Origin of the sequence: Bacillus sp. EU63 (assembly GCF_038592915.1) — a bacterium.
In the GTDB taxonomy this organism is placed as follows: Bacteria; Bacillota; Bacilli; order Bacillales; family Bacillaceae; genus Bacillus; species Bacillus velezensis.
Genome location: NZ_CP151944.1, coordinates 3,095,885 through 3,113,541, shown reverse-complemented (window position 1 = coordinate 3,113,541; position 17,657 = coordinate 3,095,885). Strand labels below are relative to the sequence as shown.

Annotated in this window: 22 protein-coding genes; 14 read left to right on the top strand and 8 right to left on the bottom strand. The window is 44.8% G+C overall.

Going from position 1 to position 17,657, the window contains the following annotated elements; genetic code table 11:
* Positions 1-78 precede the first annotated feature (78 nt).
* From NYE38_RS15595 to NYE38_RS15565, 7 genes are all read left to right on the top strand, one after another.
* Complete coding sequence (locus NYE38_RS15595; protein WP_014418769.1) at positions 79-1,185, top strand: AI-2E family transporter; 1,107 nt, start codon at positions 79-81, stop codon at positions 1,183-1,185.
* 61 nt (positions 1,186-1,246) lie between these two features.
* Positions 1,247-1,468 (top strand): spore germination protein, encoded by a 222-nt coding sequence (locus NYE38_RS15590; RefSeq protein ID WP_003152026.1) that lies wholly within the window; start codon positions 1,247-1,249, stop codon positions 1,466-1,468.
* A 72-nt stretch (positions 1,469-1,540) separates the two neighbouring features.
* Positions 1,541-1,789 (top strand): YueH family protein, encoded by a 249-nt coding sequence (locus tag NYE38_RS15585; protein ID WP_003152028.1) that lies wholly within the window; start codon positions 1,541-1,543, stop codon positions 1,787-1,789.
* Between the two features lie 65 nt (positions 1,790-1,854).
* Positions 1,855-2,253: a DUF1694 domain-containing protein gene (locus NYE38_RS15580; protein ID WP_003152031.1), complete on the top strand. Its 399-nt coding sequence runs from the start codon at positions 1,855-1,857 to the stop codon at positions 2,251-2,253.
* 96 nt (positions 2,254-2,349) lie between these two features.
* Positions 2,350-2,901: an isochorismatase family cysteine hydrolase gene (locus tag NYE38_RS15575; RefSeq protein WP_017419426.1), complete on the top strand. Its 552-nt coding sequence runs from the start codon at positions 2,350-2,352 to the stop codon at positions 2,899-2,901.
* Between the two features lie 17 nt (positions 2,902-2,918).
* On the top strand, positions 2,919-4,385 hold the full coding sequence (locus tag NYE38_RS15570; RefSeq protein WP_014418767.1) for a nicotinate phosphoribosyltransferase: 1,467 nt from the start codon (positions 2,919-2,921) through the stop codon (positions 4,383-4,385).
* 129 nt (positions 4,386-4,514) lie between these two features.
* Complete coding sequence (locus NYE38_RS15565; RefSeq protein WP_014418766.1) at positions 4,515-5,738, top strand: EAL and HDOD domain-containing protein; 1,224 nt, start codon at positions 4,515-4,517, stop codon at positions 5,736-5,738.
* A gap of 6 nt (positions 5,739-5,744) precedes the next feature.
* Here the strand turns inward: NYE38_RS15565 and NYE38_RS15560 are convergent, their stop codons facing one another.
* Positions 5,745-6,086, bottom strand: a complete 342-nt coding sequence (locus tag NYE38_RS15560) for a hypothetical protein (RefSeq protein ID WP_014418765.1) — start codon at positions 6,084-6,086, stop codon at positions 5,745-5,747.
* Positions 6,087-6,550: 464 nt separating this feature from the next.
* On the opposite strand from NYE38_RS15560, the gene degQ reads away from it, so the two are divergent.
* The 6 genes from degQ to NYE38_RS15530 all read left to right on the top strand — a co-directional run bounded on the left by degQ (position 6,551) and on the right by NYE38_RS15530 (position 11,364).
* Positions 6,551-6,691 (top strand): degradation enzyme regulation protein DegQ, encoded by a 141-nt coding sequence (gene degQ / locus NYE38_RS15555; protein ID WP_003152043.1) that lies wholly within the window; start codon positions 6,551-6,553, stop codon positions 6,689-6,691.
* Positions 6,692-6,821: 130 nt separating this feature from the next.
* Entirely contained in the window at positions 6,822-7,718 is an 897-nt protein-coding gene (locus tag NYE38_RS15550; RefSeq protein ID WP_017419425.1) for a polyprenyl synthetase family protein, read from the top strand.
* Positions 7,719-7,732: 14 nt separating this feature from the next.
* Positions 7,733-7,909, top strand: coding sequence for a competence pheromone ComX (comX, locus tag NYE38_RS15545; protein WP_017419424.1), 177 nt, complete (start codon positions 7,733-7,735; stop codon positions 7,907-7,909).
* 18 nt (positions 7,910-7,927) lie between these two features.
* Positions 7,928-10,234 carry a sensor histidine kinase gene (locus NYE38_RS15540; RefSeq protein ID WP_017419423.1) on the top strand — a complete coding sequence of 769 codons (2,307 nt, stop codon included), beginning with the start codon at positions 7,928-7,930 and terminating at the stop codon, positions 10,232-10,234.
* A gap of 80 nt (positions 10,235-10,314) precedes the next feature.
* Complete coding sequence (locus tag NYE38_RS15535; RefSeq protein ID WP_014418762.1) at positions 10,315-10,959, top strand: response regulator transcription factor; 645 nt, start codon at positions 10,315-10,317, stop codon at positions 10,957-10,959.
* Between the two features lie 21 nt (positions 10,960-10,980).
* Positions 10,981-11,364, top strand: coding sequence for a hotdog fold thioesterase (locus NYE38_RS15530; RefSeq protein WP_017419422.1), 384 nt, complete (start codon positions 10,981-10,983; stop codon positions 11,362-11,364).
* A 39-nt stretch (positions 11,365-11,403) separates the two neighbouring features.
* Here NYE38_RS15530 and mnhG read toward each other — a convergent pair whose 3' ends face one another.
* From mnhG to NYE38_RS15495, 7 genes are read right to left on the bottom strand one after another with little or no spacing between them, the layout of a single operon-like run.
* A complete protein-coding gene (gene mnhG, locus NYE38_RS15525; RefSeq protein ID WP_017419421.1) occupies positions 11,404-11,778 on the bottom strand; it encodes a monovalent cation/H(+) antiporter subunit G in 375 nt (124 codons plus the stop codon).
* Complete coding sequence (locus tag NYE38_RS15520; RefSeq protein WP_017419420.1) at positions 11,762-12,046, bottom strand: Na(+)/H(+) antiporter subunit F1; 285 nt, start codon at positions 12,044-12,046, stop codon at positions 11,762-11,764. The genes mnhG and NYE38_RS15520 overlap by 17 nt, the downstream gene beginning before the upstream one ends.
* Positions 12,046-12,522, bottom strand: coding sequence for a Na+/H+ antiporter subunit E (locus NYE38_RS15515; protein ID WP_017419419.1), 477 nt, complete (start codon positions 12,520-12,522; stop codon positions 12,046-12,048). Before NYE38_RS15515 ends, NYE38_RS15520 begins: the two co-directional genes overlap by 1 nt.
* 5 nt (positions 12,523-12,527) lie before the next feature.
* Positions 12,528-14,009 (bottom strand): Na+/H+ antiporter subunit D, encoded by a 1,482-nt coding sequence (locus tag NYE38_RS15510; RefSeq protein WP_017419418.1) that lies wholly within the window; start codon positions 14,007-14,009, stop codon positions 12,528-12,530.
* On the bottom strand, positions 14,002-14,343 hold the full coding sequence (locus tag NYE38_RS15505) for a Na(+)/H(+) antiporter subunit C (protein WP_003152063.1): 342 nt from the start codon (positions 14,341-14,343) through the stop codon (positions 14,002-14,004). The genes NYE38_RS15510 and NYE38_RS15505 overlap by 8 nt, the downstream gene beginning before the upstream one ends.
* Positions 14,343-14,774, bottom strand: coding sequence for a Na(+)/H(+) antiporter subunit B (locus tag NYE38_RS15500; protein WP_007613424.1), 432 nt, complete (start codon positions 14,772-14,774; stop codon positions 14,343-14,345). The genes NYE38_RS15505 and NYE38_RS15500 overlap by 1 nt, the downstream gene beginning before the upstream one ends.
* A complete protein-coding gene (locus NYE38_RS15495) occupies positions 14,771-17,173 on the bottom strand; it encodes a Na+/H+ antiporter subunit A (protein WP_017419417.1) in 2,403 nt (800 codons plus the stop codon). The genes NYE38_RS15500 and NYE38_RS15495 overlap by 4 nt, the downstream gene beginning before the upstream one ends.
* 243 nt (positions 17,174-17,416) lie before the next feature.
* Between NYE38_RS15495 and NYE38_RS15490 the strand changes: the two genes are divergently transcribed.
* Entirely contained in the window at positions 17,417-17,635 is a 219-nt protein-coding gene (locus tag NYE38_RS15490; protein WP_014721737.1) for a hypothetical protein, read from the top strand.
* Positions 17,636-17,657 lie beyond the last annotated feature (22 nt).

Genomic DNA, 17,657 nt, shown 5'->3' with positions numbered 1-17,657 from the left:
TTTGAGATACATAGATGCACGGCGGCTTTTTTTGGTACAATCACAGTACAAGTTCACACGACAATAGGAGGAAATCGCTTGTTGAAATCAAAGGTCCATTTTTGGACGCTGCAAATTTTGCTCGTTTTGCTCATTATTTACGTATCAACGAAAGTCTCGTTTATTTTTCAGCCGTTTTTCGGTTTTATCACCACTCTGTTTTTTCCGATTTTGATCTCGGGCATTTTGTTTTTCATTTTTAATCCGATCGTGCGCCTGCTTGAGAAAAAAATCCCCCGGACATTGGCAATCCTGCTCATTTATCTCGTTTTCATAGGCCTGATTGCCTTTATGTTCACCGCCATCGGGCCGATTGTGGCTTCTCAGGTCACGGGGCTGATTAACAATTTCCCTGATTACATTCATCAGATTCAAGTCTTGACGGCGCAATTATCCCATTCCAAATGGTTTACGTGGATGATGACGCAGGATTATGTGTCGATAGAAAAAATCCAGCAGTCTCTGACGGGGTTTTTACAAAGCCTTCCGCAAAATATTACGGCAAGCCTGTCGGCTGTGTTCGGCGTCGTTACGAATATCACGCTTGTCGTGATCACCGTTCCGTTCATTTTGTTTTATATGCTGAAGGACGGCCGGCGGTTTCCGCTCTTGGCGGTCAAAATCCTGCCTTCTTCCTACCGGGCGGAAGGCAGGAAAATATTTAACGACTTATATGTCACATTGGCCGCCTATTTCCAAGGCCAGCTGCTGATTTGTCTCTTTGTCGGAACGGCATGCTTTATCGGATATTGGATCATCGGCCTGCAGTATGCGTTAATTCTCGGGATGGTGATCGCCGTCACCAATATCATTCCGTACCTGGGGCCGTTTCTCGGGGCGGCGCCCGCGGTGATTATCGCGTTTATGGATTCGCCGGCTAAGGCGCTCTTTGCCGTTATTGTTGTCGTTGTCGTCCAGCAGCTTGACGGGAACCTGCTTTCTCCGCTTGTGATTGGGAAACGGCTGAATACCCACCCGCTCACCATTATTCTTCTGCTTATCGGAGCGGGCAGTTTCGGCGGCATTCTCGCAATGATTCTGGCCGTGCCGGTTTACGCGGTTTTAAAAGCTTTCGTCTTAAATATCGTCCGGCTTATCAAACTTCGTCAGCGGTCAAAGCTCGAAGACAGCCGCAAGCCGAAATAAAAACGGGCACAACTCCCGGTGCAGCGCATAAAATGCTGTAAAGAAAAGCGGAGGTGTGGGTATGCCTGCAATTGTGGGACCGATTTATATTATGAGTTTAGCCGGAGACGCTGCGGCGAGCTTCGGTGACGTGTTTGCCATTTCTCCCAAAGCCGTTGACCACTCAGGCGCGGGGGCAGGGGCGTTTCATTCCGGAGATTTTGTCAAAATTACTAATAAATTCAGCAAAACGCGCTTTGAAGACATCGATGTGTTTGACGAACCTGATTGGTTTAACGCGTGACAGCCTCCTTTTAGGAGGCTGTCGCTTTTTTGTAGTATAATAGAATCAGTCTTTATAAAAGGGGAATGTTTTATGAAAATCAGAAAAGCGAATATTACCGTGCAGTCCGGAATGATCGGTGATGTATATCTGCATGAAAATAAAAAAGAACAGCATACCCTTGTAGCCGTTCCGGAACTTGAGTGGAGCACGATCATTTCCTATGAGGAAGAGAAAAAGGCGCTGGCGCAGCGGCTTTTACAATCATTCAGCAAGCTGATTGAAGAAGAGCCCGCCGGAGAGCTCGCCGGCAAGATCTCCCATTGGGTGGCTGAAATGTAACGAAGCGGTTTACCGCGTCCCGTCCGGGGAGATAATTGTAAAACAAGCTGAGGAGGGACAGGCCGATGAGCGACAAAACGGTTGACCTTTATTTACAGCAGGGGATGTACGGCCCTCTGCAGACGAAACCGGATGAACGCCATTTATTTTTAGGCTCGCTGCGTGAAAGAGTCATCATTGCCCTGACGAAGGGGCAGGTGCTGCAAAAGCAGCCTTATGAAGAAGTGAAACAGGCGCTGAAAAGCCGAAAAGACGCGGTGCTCTATATAAACGGAAGGCTCCCGTATCATGCTTATTCACCATATATGAAGCTTGCCGCACTTGCCGGTGTCCGAAGCTCCGTCATATCGGACCTTCAATTCGAAACGCCGCTCGGCCTGGTTTTTGCCGCCGATTATGCCGTGAACCTTGACGGCATTTACGTACAGGATGACATTTTTCAGCGCTCACTCCTGAAATCTTAAAAGGGCAAAACACCGTTTGTCATTTTACAATGCCAATTCACTTACAAGTGGAGATAGGATATAATGGTTTTCATATGAATGGCGGGGAGGCCGGCTATGAAAAAAGCATTTATATGCATTGATTATACGAATGATTTTGCAGCAGAGAACGGGGCATTAACCTGCGGAGAACCCGCGAGACAGATTGAAGATACGATTGTCAGTTTGACGCAAGCATTTATAGAAAACGGTGATTACGTTGTCTTTGCGGTAGATTCGCATGATGCAGACGATGACTTTCATCCCGAGACACGCCTGTTTCCTCCGCATAATATCAACGGCACGGAGGGCAAAGAGCTGTACGGAAGGCTATCGCCTCTTTATGAGAAACATAAACACGCAAAAAACGTAAATTATATGGAAAAAACGAGATATTCTGCTTTTGCGGGAACGGATTTAGAGCTGAAACTGCGGGAATGGCAGATCACTGAGCTGCATCTTGCGGGCCTGTGCACGGACATCTGCGTTCTTCACACGGCGGTTGACGCCTACAACAAGGGCTTTCAGATCGTCATTCATCAAAACGCTGTGGCCAGCTTTAATCCGGAAGGGCATGAATGGGCCCTGTCCCATTTTAAGAACAGCATCGGAGCGCAAGTGGCAGAGTAAGGAAGGGGAAAATAATTTTGGTGGAGCATGGTTTTAAAGACGACAGTTTGTCTTTACATACAGATCTTTATCAAATTAATATGGCCGAAACGTACTGGAGAGACGGCATTCATGAGAAAAAAGCGATTTTTGAGCTTTTTTTCAGAAAGCTTCCCTTTGAAAACGGCTATGCGGTATTTGCGGGCTTAGAAAAAGCAATCGAATACTTGGAGAACTTCAAATTTACCGACAGCGATCTGAATTATTTAAAAACGGAATTGCACTATGCTGATGATTTCATTGATTATTTACGGGATCTTTCTTTTACCGGATCTCTTTACAGCATGAAAGAAGGCGAGCTCGTTTTTAACAACGAACCGATTATGCGGGTCGAAGCGCCCCTGATCGAAGCCCAGCTGATTGAGACGGCTCTGCTTAACATTGTGAATTACCAAACATTAATCGCCACGAAAGCGGCCCGCATTAAAGGCGTTGTCGGTGACGAAGACGCCCTCGAATTCGGAACGCGGCGCGCCCATGAAATGGATGCGGCTATGTGGGGAGCGAGAGCGGCTCTGATCGGCGGCTTCAGCGCAACGAGTAATGTAAGAGCCGGAAAGCGTTTTAATATACCGGTATCCGGCACGCACGCTCATGCGCTCGTACAAGCGTACCGCGATGAATATACGGCATTTAAGAAATATGCGGAGACCCACAAAGACTGCGTATTTCTCGTAGATACGTACGATACGATCCGTTCGGGCATGCCGAATGCGATTAAAGTCGCAAAGGAATTCGGCGACCGGATCAACTTCATCGGCATCCGCTTGGACAGCGGGGACTTGGCGTACCTGTCAAAAAAAGCGCGTGAAATGCTTGATGAAGCGGGTTTCACAGACGCAAAGGTCATTGCTTCAAGCGATCTTGACGAGCACACGATATTAAATCTGAAATCCCAAGGAGCGAAAATCGATACGTGGGGCATCGGCACGAAGCTGATTACCGCATACGATCAGCCGGCCCTCGGCGCGGTTTACAAGCTTGTCGCCATTGAAGAGGACGGCAAGCTGACTGACACCATTAAAATTTCGTCAAACCCTGAAAAAGTGACAACGCCGGGAAGAAAGAGAGTATACCGGATTATCAACAAGCTGAATCACCACTCGGAAGGTGATTATATCGCGCTTTATGACGAGCGGGTAAATGATCAGAAACGCTTAAAAATGTTCCATCCCGTCCACACGTTCGTCAGCAAATTCGTCACTGATTTCTATGCGAAAGACTTGCATGAGCCGATCTTTGAAAACGGCGTTTTATGCTATGATAATCCCGAAATTACCGACATCCAGCAATACGTGCAGGATAACCTCAAACTTCTGTGGGAGGAATACAAACGGATCAGCAAGCCGGAAGAATATCCGGTCGATTTAAGCGAAGACTGCTGGAGCAACAAGATGCAGCGGATTCATGAAATCAAAAGCGAGCTGAAACGGGAACTTGAATAGAAGACAAAGCGGCCTTTCCTTTCTCTGGAAAGGCCTTTTTGTTGTGATAATATTTTTCACATTTAGACAAATTTCGTCAAATTATTTGATATACTTATGTTCGAAGGCCGTATCTAAGGGGGTAAATGAATGAAGGTGTTTGTTGCGAGACAGCCTATCTTCAACAGAAACGAACAGGTTGTTGCTTATGAACTTCTTTACCGGGAGAGCGAAGAGAACCGTTATTCGGCCGCTGACGGAGATAAAGCTACGACGGATCTCATTATTAACAGCTTTATCAACATCGGAATCGAAAAGCTGACTGAGGGGAAACGCTGCTTTGTGAATTTTACAGAAAGCCTGATGTTTTCAGATCTCCCTACCTCCTTTGATCCTGACCAGCTTATTATCGAAATTCTTGAGGACATACCGATCACTCCGGCACTCATCTCAAGATGCAGACAGCTGAAGAAATTAGGATATACATTAGCACTTGATGATTTTTACGCCATCAATCCGGAAAATGAAGAGTTAGTGGAACAGCTGATGAAATATATTGATATTTTAAAAATCGACTTTTTGCAATCCTCGCGTCTGGAGCGCAAAAAAATCATTCAGACGTACAGCTGTAAAAGTCTGATTTATTTAGCGGAGAAAGTGGAGACGAGAAAAGATTATAAACAGGCGGCCATAGACGGCTTTCACCTGTTTCAAGGATATTTTTTCAGTGAACCGCGTGTCATCAGCGGAAATGATCTGACGTTTCATTTTCATTCTTACTACCAGCTTTTAAGCGAATTAAACAATGACCAGCCCAATATAAAGCGCGTGACGGAATACATAGAGCGGGACGTCAGCTTATCGTATCAGATTCTGCGTTTTTTAAACGGATCGCAAACAAGGCTGAAAAAAAAGATAGACAGCATCCAGCAGGCCATCATGATGCTCGGGCTGAATGAGATTAAGCGCTTGATTTACATTCTTTCATTCAGAGATTTAACGGCGAAAAGCCACTCAAGCCAAAAAGAAATCATTAAGATTTCCTTAATCAGGGCCAAACTGTGCGAACTGCTGGCGAAAAGAACCGGAAGGCCCCAGCCCTCTTCTTACATGCTGATCGGCATGTTTTCGCTCATCGATACGCTTCTCCACAGGGAGCTGGAGGATATCATCAAAGAACTGCCTTTAATCGATGAAGTCGGACAGGCGCTGCTCGGTTATGAAAACGATTATTATAAGATGCTCGCGCTCGTCAAAGCCATTGAATGCAACAACTGGGACTGTGACGAGTGGGGAAAAGAACTGAACAAAGAAGAAGCGTATGAATGTTACTTACAGGCGATCGAATGGTGCCGGCAGCTGATCGTGGATTGAGCCGCTTTAAGCCGACCACCTGAGGGCGATGATAAACCGGCTTTGCTCTCTGATCAGACTGACACGGATGCCGTCGGGATTATACGTCACGTCAAAATCATTTTTGATGCCGGTCTGCTTAATGAGCCGCTTGACCGCTGCGGTGTCAGATGATTGCGCTGCGGTGAGAATGCGGCGCGCAAGCTCTTTTGACGCCGACAGACGCGCAAGGAGCAGGCGCGCATCCTCCAGCATGCCCGCAGCTTCTTTTGCGGACGCTGTCAAAATATCTGCGTGAACCGGGGGACTGGGCGCAGGATTCCGGTATGGCGCGGCGAAAACAGGGAAGCATGGATACACATAATGCATACGGCGGCCTCCTTCCTGAGAAAACATTCGTTATTCATGAGTATAGGCGGCGTGATAACGAGTTATGACATGCAAAAAGACCACAATGCGGGGGTTGCGGTCTTTTCGGTGTTTGTCGGTGGTTATGCGACGTTGTTCGCCCATTCTGTTTTGAAATTGCGACGGCAGGGACTATAGTCCTTTCCGGTTTGTCGGAAAACCGTTAAAAAAACAGCAGAACCGCCAGATTGGTCTGCTTCATCCTAAACGTCTGCCTTTCTGGTAGTTATATAGTCCTGTTCGCTAAATGCTCCGTTCGGGACTATGGGATTACCTCGGTTTGCGGTGTCACGCAGATACTTTTACACATACTTTTCGGTGAAAAATCCCGCAAAAACGTTTACACTATTAGTAACAGATCAAATACCTAGGACTCGTTCACCATACACAATTCATTGATCTTTCAAAAAAGGAGTGTGGAAACGGTGGAAAACAAATTAGAAGAAGTAAAGCAATTATTATTCCGACTTGAAAATGATATCAGAGAAACAACCGACTCATTACGAAACATTAACAAAAGCATTGATCAGCTCGATAAATTCTCATATGCAATGAAAATTTCTTAAAAAGACTTGGAAACAAGTCTTTTTTTTGTGCATTTTTTATCCATTTCGTGGATAAAGTATTATACGATTGTTAAAAAACGAAAAACCTGCTGTCTTTCATCACCTGCATTTAGTAAAATAGAATGGGAGGGTGAAGACAATTATTGAGCAAATGTGTTTAGATGCCGAAACGATTAAAGAGAAGATGAAGGAAATTGTGGAGGAGAAAATAAATAATCCACATTTAAAAGACACCCTTCAGACTTTTATAAATGAAAAAAATCATTTTGCTTTTGGTGTTCTTGCATTTAAGCATTATGTGGCTTTCGATGGTGAGCATTATTCGGATATTACGTTATTAGCTTCAGGAATTGAATTGTTAATTTTAGCTTTTGATATTTTTGACGATATAGAGGATGAAGATAACTTGGATAAGGAATGGATGAAGATAGATCAATCTATCTCTTTAAATGCAGCCACTTCTCTTTATTCAATAAGTCTTCAAGTTATTTGTGAGCTTAAAACGAACTCCGATTTTCCCCGGCTCGCTATGAAATATGCTTTAAATGCAATGCAAGGTCAGCATAATGATCTCGAAAATTTCCCCGAAACTGAAGACGAATGTCTTCAAATGATTAAACAAAAATCAGGCTCGCTTACTGCAATGTCAGCTGTATTAGGAACAATGCTTGCAAATGGGGAGTTTAACGAAGAAATTGAGAATTATTCCTATAAAATTGGAATTGTTAAACAGATTGAAAATGATTATTATGGTCTTTTTAATAAAAATCGTAGTGATATCAGAAAGGGAAGAAAAACATTAATTCTGTTGTATCTAAAGCGAAGATTTAATGCTGCTTCAGAAAAAATCTTGGATTTAATGAATGCAGAAGCAAGTTACCATTCATTCCTCATTGATAATAAAAAAAGCCTTGAAGACCTGCTATTTGATGCAGGAGTTAGCCAGTATGTTTCAATGTTAATTAAAATGTACGAGGAAGAAATTACGACAAGTATAAAAGATTTAAATATAATGTTAGAACTTTAATGGAGGAAATTACAGTGAAGCAAGATATCGTACATTATCTTATGGAAAATCCACTTGTACTTACAAAGTTAGCGTGTGGGGAAGCTAGTTTAATAGGAGTTCCGGATAAACTGTTACCTGCCATTGTTGAGATTTTTGAAAGAGACTTTAGTCAATCAAAAAAATGCAGGGGGATTTTTTGGGAACAATGATTGAGAGAGTGAGATCTATTGAAAAAATTCATTAGAAATTTTTCGATTGTATTGTTATTCGTCAGTCTCTTTTACGTCGTTCATATTATATATTTTACTCAAAACGGAGTTTTGGTAGGAACCTATGTGGTTGAAAACAATAACCATGAATTGCAGGTTGTAAAACTCTCCAAGTCTACGTATGGTAAATATATGGGCTTAAAAGAGGGAGACAGGATAATTGAAATAAGCGGAAAAACACCGACAGAAGAGAATATAAGAGGTCAATATCTAGCGAAAGCTGAACATATGAAAATAATAAGGGGTAATAGTAAAATAGACTTACATAATACTGAGTTTATTTCCTTAAATAGCTCTTATAGTTTTTTTATCTATATTATCCCATGCATATTATTTGCTTTAAGCATGTTATGCATTTTTTATATTTATAAAGTTAACAGAGTAAAAGATACTTATTCAGCCTATATTTTGATTATTTTTTTATTGTGTACATCCATTGCATATTTAAGCGCAGGTGGAGTAACTAGAGGATATGAAATAAACAGATATATTAACCTTTTTACATTTTTGAACGTACCTGTATTATACTTTCACTTTTTGTATCAATACTTTAAAGAATTAAAATTGAAATTTTCAGCTGGTTATGTTGTGTCTACTCTCTATATATTGCCGGTTATTAATATAATAATCGAGATATTCCAGAAGCATTTTGCCTTCCAACTTGTTACGAATATTAATTTAGTAACATTTTTTTTGGAAATGATGGTCGTCTATACATCCATTATTTTTTATGGACTAGTCTACCGAAAAAAGGATCACTTTTATTTGCTGAAAGTGTTACTTATATCTAATACCATAGCCTTTTTTCCGTTTACAGTATTTTATATTATACCTGAGGTGTTGTTCGGACAGTATATTTATTCTGCTATAGTTACGGCACCATTTTTAATAATTATTCCATTAGCTTTAGTCTATCAATTCGTGGTCAATAAAATCTACGATATAGACTTCTTGTTGGGCAGAATCAGGTACTATGGTTTCCTTTCCATTATTCCGACTATTGGAGTTGTATGGCTGAATATATTATTCGACAGCAAGGGGAATAACTTTAACATTATTCAAATCACTGTATATGTATTTTTGATTTTTTTAGCGGTATTTTATATTAAGGAGTTATTAGACTACAAATTTCGCCTGAAACGTTTTTCAGAAAAATATAATTATCAAGACAGCATTTATAAATATACACAGCTTCTTAAAAGCGTATCAGCTTTAAATCAAGTGTTTATGAATTTGAAAAAGACTATTTTGGACGTCTTGCCTGTTAGTAAAGCTTATATATTTGAAATCAATTCTGACGGAGACATTCTGTATTTTGATAAACAGAACAGTGAACCGAACTGGCTGCCGTATAAAAAAGAATTTGTTAAAGTCACATCAGAGATTGGCAAGATTTTTGAAGTAAATCAAGGTTTTCTGATGAAGATTGGAGAAAGAGGGGCAAACTCATACGTTCTGCTTTGTTTGTCGAGCATTAATACTCCGAGACTGACAAGAGATGAGATATCTTGGTTAAAGACATTGTCTTTTTATACAAGTGTTTCGATGGAAAACATATTGCAGATCGAAGAACTCATGAACCATTTACAAGACCTGAAACAACAAGGCTCAAACCCGGTCTGGCTCAAAAAGCTGATGTTTACGATCGAGGAAAAGCAGCGTTCGGATTTGGCCCGTGATCTGCATGATTCAGTGCTGCAGGACTTGATTTCTTTGAAGCGCCAGTGTGAACTGTTTCTGGCCGATTTTAAGAAAGAGGAGCCCTGCCACATAGAGGTGCAGGACAAGCTTCATCAGATGAATGAGCAGATGTCGGATGTCATTTTGATGACCCGGGAGACGTGCCATGAGCTTCGTCCTCAGCTGCTGTATGATTTGGGTCTGGTCAAGGCGGTATCCAAGCTTGCCGCGCAGCAGCAGGAGCGTGCGCCGTTTCATATCCGTCTGAATACGGGCCGGTTTACGGCGGCGCTGGATTTGGATACGCAGCTGAATTTGTACCGCATCATTCAGGAATTTCTTTCGAACGCCATGAAGCATTCACAGGCGAATGAGGTGCTGATTATGCTGATCAGCATTCAAAATAAAGTGATTCTGCATTATGAAGACGACGGTGTCGGATGCAATCAGGAAGAAGGCGGCGGGCAGTCGATGAGCATGGGTCTTTCGGGTATTAAGGAGCGTGTCCGGGCGCTTGACGGACGGATGAAAATCGACACAAGTGAAGGAAACGGTTTTAAAGCGGATATTGAAATGGAATTGTAACCAATTTATCACCAAATCGACTTGGCAGAAGCCAAGTCTTTTTAATAAAATGGAAATGAGTGAGTAAAAGGGAGGAAACCATGAAAAAGATACTAGTGATTGATGATCATCCGGCTGTCATGGAGGGCACCAAGACGATTCTGGAAACGGACACGAATCTTTCTGTCGATTGCCTCAGTCCTGATGCCAGTGAACAATTCGTTCTCCGGCATGATTTTTCAGCTTACGATCTCATATTAATGGATTTAAATCTGGGTGATGACATCAGCGGCATAGAGCTTTCCAAGAAAATCTTAAAAGAGAATCCTCTCTGTAAAATCATTGTCTACACAGGCTATGAGGTTGAAGATTATTTTGAAGAATCCATCCGCGCGGGCCTGCATGGCGCCATCAGTAAAACCGAATCTAAAGAGAAAATCATGCAATACATATATCACGTGCTCAACGGACAGATTTTAGTTGATTTCTCCTATTTCAAACAGCTGATGACCCAGCAAAAAACAAAAACGTCTTCTTCCCCTCAAAGTGAGCAGGATCGGTTAACACAGAGAGAGCGCCATATTCTCCAAGAGGTCGAAAAAGGTTTGACCAATCAGGAAATCGCAGATGCGCTTCACTTAAGCAAGCGGTCGATTGAATACAGCCTGACATCCATTTTTAATAAGCTGAATGTCGGCTCCCGCACTGAAGCGGTGCTGATCGCCAAGTCAGATAACGTACTATAAATCTTGAAGGGAGAATGACCTATGAATCTGAACAATACATTGCTCGGCGCACTCGGTATTGAAATCACTGAAAACACGCCGGAGAGATGCGTAGCGGTGATGCCGGTGGATAAGAGGACGGTGCAGCCTTTCGGATATCTGCATGGTGGCGCGTCAGCAGCGCTGGCGGAGACTGTTGCAAGTGTCGGGGCCCAGCATTTTATCGACAGGTCGAAACAGGCGTGTGTCGGGCTTGAGATTAATGCCAATCATTTAAAATCCGTGAAAGAGGGCGGGACGGTCACAGCGATTGCGAAACCCGTTCACACAGGCAGGGCAACCATTGTGTACGAGATTAACATTTTCGATGGACGGGAAAGGCTGATCTGTGTTTCCCGCTGCACGCTGGCTGTTATAACAAAATAAACAAACAGCCGGAACCCTGAATCGTCCGGCTGTTTGTTTTTACAAATATGAATCTTCTTTTCGTTTGATCACAAAGTTTCTGATCCCTTTGTAATCATCCTGAACGCTTCTTTTATCAAGCGCCGCTCCCGAATTGTACGCGGCCCTGCATATGAGGTGCGCTCCGACCGGCGCCGTCAGCAGGATAAAAATGATGCCGAGCAGTATTTTTACAGAAATTTCTCCGGTCAGCATCCACAAGTAGCCTAACACCCCGAGCAATACCAAATTAACGCCGAGTGTCGAGCCTTTTGAAGAGGCGTGGGCGCGCGTATACACATCAGGAAGCCTGAGTGTGCCGAAAGACGCGACCAGGCAGATCAGCGCCCCCATCAGAATACAAACGGCGACGGCCCATTTAACGATTTCGATCATTTTCGATAATCTCTCCTTTCTCCAAAAACTTAGCAAAGGCAATCGTGCCGATAAACGATAAAATGCCGAGCAGCAGAATGATGTCCAAAAAGGCCGATGTGTTTAAGAGAATGGATACAAGCGCGGTCATGGCAATCAGATTAATGCCGATTCCATCAAGCGCGACGACCCGGTCCGGAACCGTAGGACCTTTTATGACGCGAATGACGTACAGAAGAGTCGAGACCGCCATAATGCCGAGTGATAATTGCAGAATAAACGTAAACATCAGCGGCTCACCTCCTGAATGGCTTTCTCAAAAGAGACGCGGATGTCATGGATCGCTTTCTCCGCATCTTCAATGTCCATGGCGTGTATATAGAGAATCGACCGGTCATCGGAGATATCCATCACGAGCGTACCCGGTGTTAAAGTGATTAACAGCGAGAGCAGCGTGATCTCCCAATCCTCCGTCAATTCCGTCTTAAACGCGAAAATGCCCGGGCGGATGTTCAGTTTCGGCGATATAACGGTTTTCAGCACGCTGACATTGGCCAAATATAATTCTTTTATAAAGATCAGCATCAGTTTGATGACCGACCATATTTTCCAAATGTAAAACGGCCGCGAGAAGAAGCGCCGGAAAAAAAACAGCGCCGCCAAGCCCGCGATAAATCCGGTCAAAAAACCCGCCGCGCTGAGGCTGTTTGTGAGAAACATCCAGCAAACAGCGAGAAGAACATTTAATAATAGTTGAAAAGCCATGCCATCTACTCCTTCAAAACAGCTTCAATGTATTTTTCCGGATTCAGCAGATTCTCAGCCGTCTGATTAACATACGGTGAAACCCATTCGGTTCCGAGCCCGAACAGAAGCGACAAAAGGAGAAAAGCGGCTGCCGGATAAAGAAGTCCTTTTGCGGACCGTCCGCCTGCGCCGGGGATTTCTTTTTCTTCCCCCCAAAAAGCCGTCGTAAAAACCTTCAGCACGGAATAGAGCACAAGCAGGCTTGATAAGAGAATCAATACGGAAAACAATGTTTCCCCCTTATCGAACCCGCCTTCCGCGATCTTCAGCTTGCCCACAAATCCGCTGAACGGCGGGATGCCGGCCAAAGATATGGCTGAAATAAAGAACATCCATCCTAAAACGGGATAACGGGTGATCAGTCCGCCCATTTTATGCAGGCTGGCAGTGCCTGTCAATGCGATAAGCGTGCCGGCGAGCATAAACAGCGCTCCTTTAATCAGCATATCGTGAATCAAGTAATAAACCGCTCCTTGAATGGAGGCAGGCGTGTTCATGGCAATGCCGAACAAAATCACGCCGACGGCTGTAATAATATTGTAGATGACGATTTTCATGACATCCGAAAAGGCGATAGATCCGATTACGCCGAATAGCACCGTCAGCATCGCAAGCCACATCATCAATTGGTGGGTAAAGACCGTATCGTGAATAAAGATCAGGGTGAATACTCTTAAAATGGCATACAGGCCGACTTTCGTCAAAAGAGACCCGAATAAAGCCGAAATTGCAGCCGGCGGGGCGTAATAAGAGCCCGGCATCCAAAAATACAGCGGGAATATTCCGCCCTTTAAACCGAAAACGACGAGAAGAAGGACGCCGATGACGGTGATCAGCCCGGTCTGGCCCGATTCGCTTATTTTTACGCTTAGATCAGCCATATTCAGCGTGCCCGTCACCGCGTATAAGTAACCGACGCCGATGACAAAAAACGCGGATGACACAATGTTAAACACGATATACTTCAACGATTCTCTTAATTGAATTTTCGTTCCGCCAAGCACGATCAGCATGTAGGACGCGATAAGCAGAAGCTCAAAAAAGACATACATGTTGAACAGGTCACCCGTCAAAAACGCTCCGCTTACGCCGGCCAGAAGAAACTGCACCCCTGAATAATAGAAAGCGCGCTCCCTTTTTTCTCCGATGGAGCGGAAGGAGTACAGGGTGACGAGCAGCCCGATTATGGCGGTTGTCAAAACAAGCAGTGCGGCGAGCTGATCCGCGGCAAGCACAATGCCGTACGGCGCTTTCCATCCGCCGAGTGTCAGCGTCTGAATCCCGTGTGTGAAAACCGTCTGAACGAGAGCGGCGCTGATGACGATGGAGACACAGGAAGCGGCAGTGCTGAATATCCGCATCAGCATCACGCGCCTGTTCATAAAAATCAGCAGCACTGCGGCAAGCAGCGGCACCAGAATAGGCAATATCACAAAGTTATTCATGTTGATCATTTCCCCTCATTCGATCCATATCGTCCGTTTTCAGTTCCTGATAGGCGCGGAACGCCATCACAAGCAGGAAGGACGTGACGCCGAACGAAATAACGATCGCCGTCAGTATGAGTGCCTGCGGCAGCGGATCGACAAACGACGTGCTTTTTCCGCCCAGTATGGGAGGAGCGCCTTTTTTCAGTCCGCCCATGGTCAGGAGCAGCAAATGGACGCCGTGGCTTAAAAGCGCGGTGCCGATAATCACGCGCAGCAGACTTTTAGAAAGCAGCAGGTAGGTTGCCGCCATAAACAAAATACCGGCAATGACAGACATTAAGATTTCCACTATTCTTCCTCTCCAATCGTTTGAATAATGGTCATCGTCACGCCGACAACAACGAGATACACACCTAAATCAAACAAAGTGGCCGTCGCAAGCTCCGTATTCCCAAGCACCGGGAGATGAAAATGGCCGAATGTATGGGTGAGAAAGGGTGCTCCGAATAAGAACGAACCTGCACCCGTTGCAATCGCGATAAGCAGACCCGCGCCCGCCACATAAATAAAATTGACGGGCAAAATCGATTTGACGGTTTTTAAATCAAAGGCCAAAAGCAACAGCACGATGGCCGAAGACGTAATCAGTCCGCCGACAAATCCTCCGCCGGGAGCGTTATGCCCCGATAAAAATAAATAGAAAGAGAAAAGCAGAATGATAAAAGATACAAGCTTCGTTGCCGTCTGAAGGATGATGTCGTTTGTTTTTTGCTGTCTCAACGCTCTTCTCCCTCCTCTTTTACTTTCGTTCTGATCATGCCGTAAATCCCGAGTGCGGCAATCGACAGCACCGTGATTTCAAACATCGTATCAAATCCCCTGAAATCAACGAGGATGACGTTGACGATATTGTTTCCTCCCCCGAGCTTATGGCTGTAAGCGGTGAAAAAGGAGGAGATGCTGTCTTTTGTTTTTTCGCTGGAAGACGCGATTCCGAGCATTGTCACGATGACGCCGACACCGAGAGAAATGATAAAATTCGTCATCCGGAATGTTCTTGTCTTCTTTTTCCGCCGCATTTTCGGCAGATGGTAAAAACAAAGAAGAAACAAGGCGACGGATATCGTCTCAATGACGAGCTGCGTGAGCGCCAGATCGGGCGCTCTGAAAATCACGAAAAACAGCGCGAGTGTGTACCCGACAACACCGAGTGAGATAATGGCCGTCAGCCGCGATTTGGCGAACACAGTCGCAATCGTTGCGCTCACCATAACGAGGGACAGCACGATTTCATACAGGCCGATTTCAGCCATGCCTTTCGTTGTCATGGAAAAGCCGCCTTTCATGACGAACGCCGCTCCGATGAGAATGATAAACGCCGCAAAAATATACAGCAGATAATCCCGCAAAAATCCGGTCATATACGATGACGTCAGCTGGTAAGATCTTTTTTCCATACTGCCCGTCACCGCATCGTAAAGCTTGTTCAGCGTCAGTTTTTTCGGAAACAGACCGTACAAACGCTCCCATTTAGACAGCGTTACGTAACCGATCGTGCCGACAATGATGATGCCGATGGTCATCATTACCTCAGCCGTCACCCCGTGCCACTGGGAAATATGGACATGGAATGTATCTCCGCCGGTTAACAGAGCCGGATAAATGGAGTTCATCGCCGGTTCAATCAGGCTGTAAGACAAAACGTTCGGTGCAAAAAACAGACTGACGGCGCAAGCGGCAAGAATGACCGGCGAAATCAGCATGCCGAGCGGTGCTTCATGCGGCGTCTTTTCAAGCTGATCAGGTTTGCGCGCGCCGCTGAACGTTCTGAAAAACAGCTTCATGCTGTAGATGAAAGTGAAGACGCTCCCGATCCATGCGAGAACGGGGAACAGCACGCCCCACGTATCCAGGCTGAAAATATCTGCATGAGCAATCCGCAGCATACTTGTAAAGAACATTTCTTTACTTAAAAAGCCGTTAAACGGAGGGAGGCCCGCCATGGAAAACGTTCCGATCAGTGAAACGGTGAACGTTACCGGCATAAGCGCCATCAGGCCGCCGAGCCTGCGGATGTCCCGTGTTCCCGTTTCATGGTCGATAATGCCGACCGCCATAAATAAACTTCCTTTAAAAGTAGCATGGTTAATTAAGTGAAACACAGCCGCGGTGACAGCCGCCGTAAAATACTCTGAATGCTGGTAATGAAGCGCGGCGGCTCCTGCGCCGAGCATCGATACAATCATACCGAGCTGACTGACTGTGGAAAATGCCAGAATCGCTTTTAAATCGGTTTGTTTAATCGCATTGAAGGAAGCCCATACCATCGTGATCAGACCGACTGAGGCAACCGTCCAAAACCAGACGGGTGAAAATGCAAAAACCGGACTGAATCTGGCAATCACATAAATGCCCGCTTTCACCATTGTAGCCGAGTGCAGATAGGCGCTGACAGGAGTCGGCGCCTCCATGGCATCAGGCAGCCAGATATAAAACGGAAACTGCGCTGATTTCGTAAAGGCCCCCAATAACAGGAGAACCATCGCCGGAATAAAGAACGGATGGCCTGCGATAATATGCACCTGGTTGACCATTTCCCTGATACTGAAAGAATCCGTCATCAGATACAGCAGGATAAAGCCGCCAAGCATGCACAGTCCGCCGCCGACGGTAATCAGCAGTGACTTTTCCGCCCCGTAGCGTGATTTCTTCCGCTTATGCCAATACCCGATTAATAAGAAGGATGACAGGCTTGTCAGCTCCCAGAACATATAAAGCACGATGACGTTATCGACGAGCACAACGCCGAGCATCGCGCCCATAAACATCAGCAGGTACACATAAAAGGGGCCGAGCTTTTCTTTGTCCTTCGATAAGTAAAAAATACTGTAAAGCGTCACCAAAGAGCCGATGCCCGTAATCAATAAAGCGAATAACAGCCCGAGTCCGTCAATATAAACGGTATAGTTAATACCGAGGGACGGAATCCATTCGGCCGCATACCGGACGGTTTCCCCAGCCATTGTGACAGGGAGTTTGCTGATAAAGTAAACAAACAGCACAACGGGCACTATCAGCACAAACCAGCCTGTATGGACTTGTTTTACCCGTTTATAAAGAAAGGGAACGATAAATGCAAATAAAAAAGGCGCCAAAATCGCGAAATGTAACAGCTGCAACAGAAGACCTCCTTTGCTTGTTTTTCATCAAGCAACTGCTTTATGTAAGAGTGAATCAATCAATTCACGGTCATAGGACCCAGTACAAATTATATCGCACTTTTTTTTACCCTGCTATGGCATAATGTATTCCTTTCTGTGTTTTTGTGGTCTTTTGAACCCAAAATAAATTTATCAAATATCCTGATCTTTGTATATACATTTATCTTTCAGATCAAGCTTTTAAAAAAGGAGCTGGTCATTATGAAGAGAAAGGCGGCGGCCTGTATTGGGATATTTTGTTCTATTATTGCAGGAACATTCATAGCGGACGATTTCTGCAAAGGGAGGCAGCAGACGGAGGCGGATAATTGGGAGCGTTTTTTTCTCGGTGCGGAATACGCAGAAGACAAGCTGAGTGCGGCTGAATCAATGCAAACGCCGTTTCAGCCGCGTGAGTATATCAGAATCGTATATAGATAAAAAGAGTTCCGGCACCAGGGTG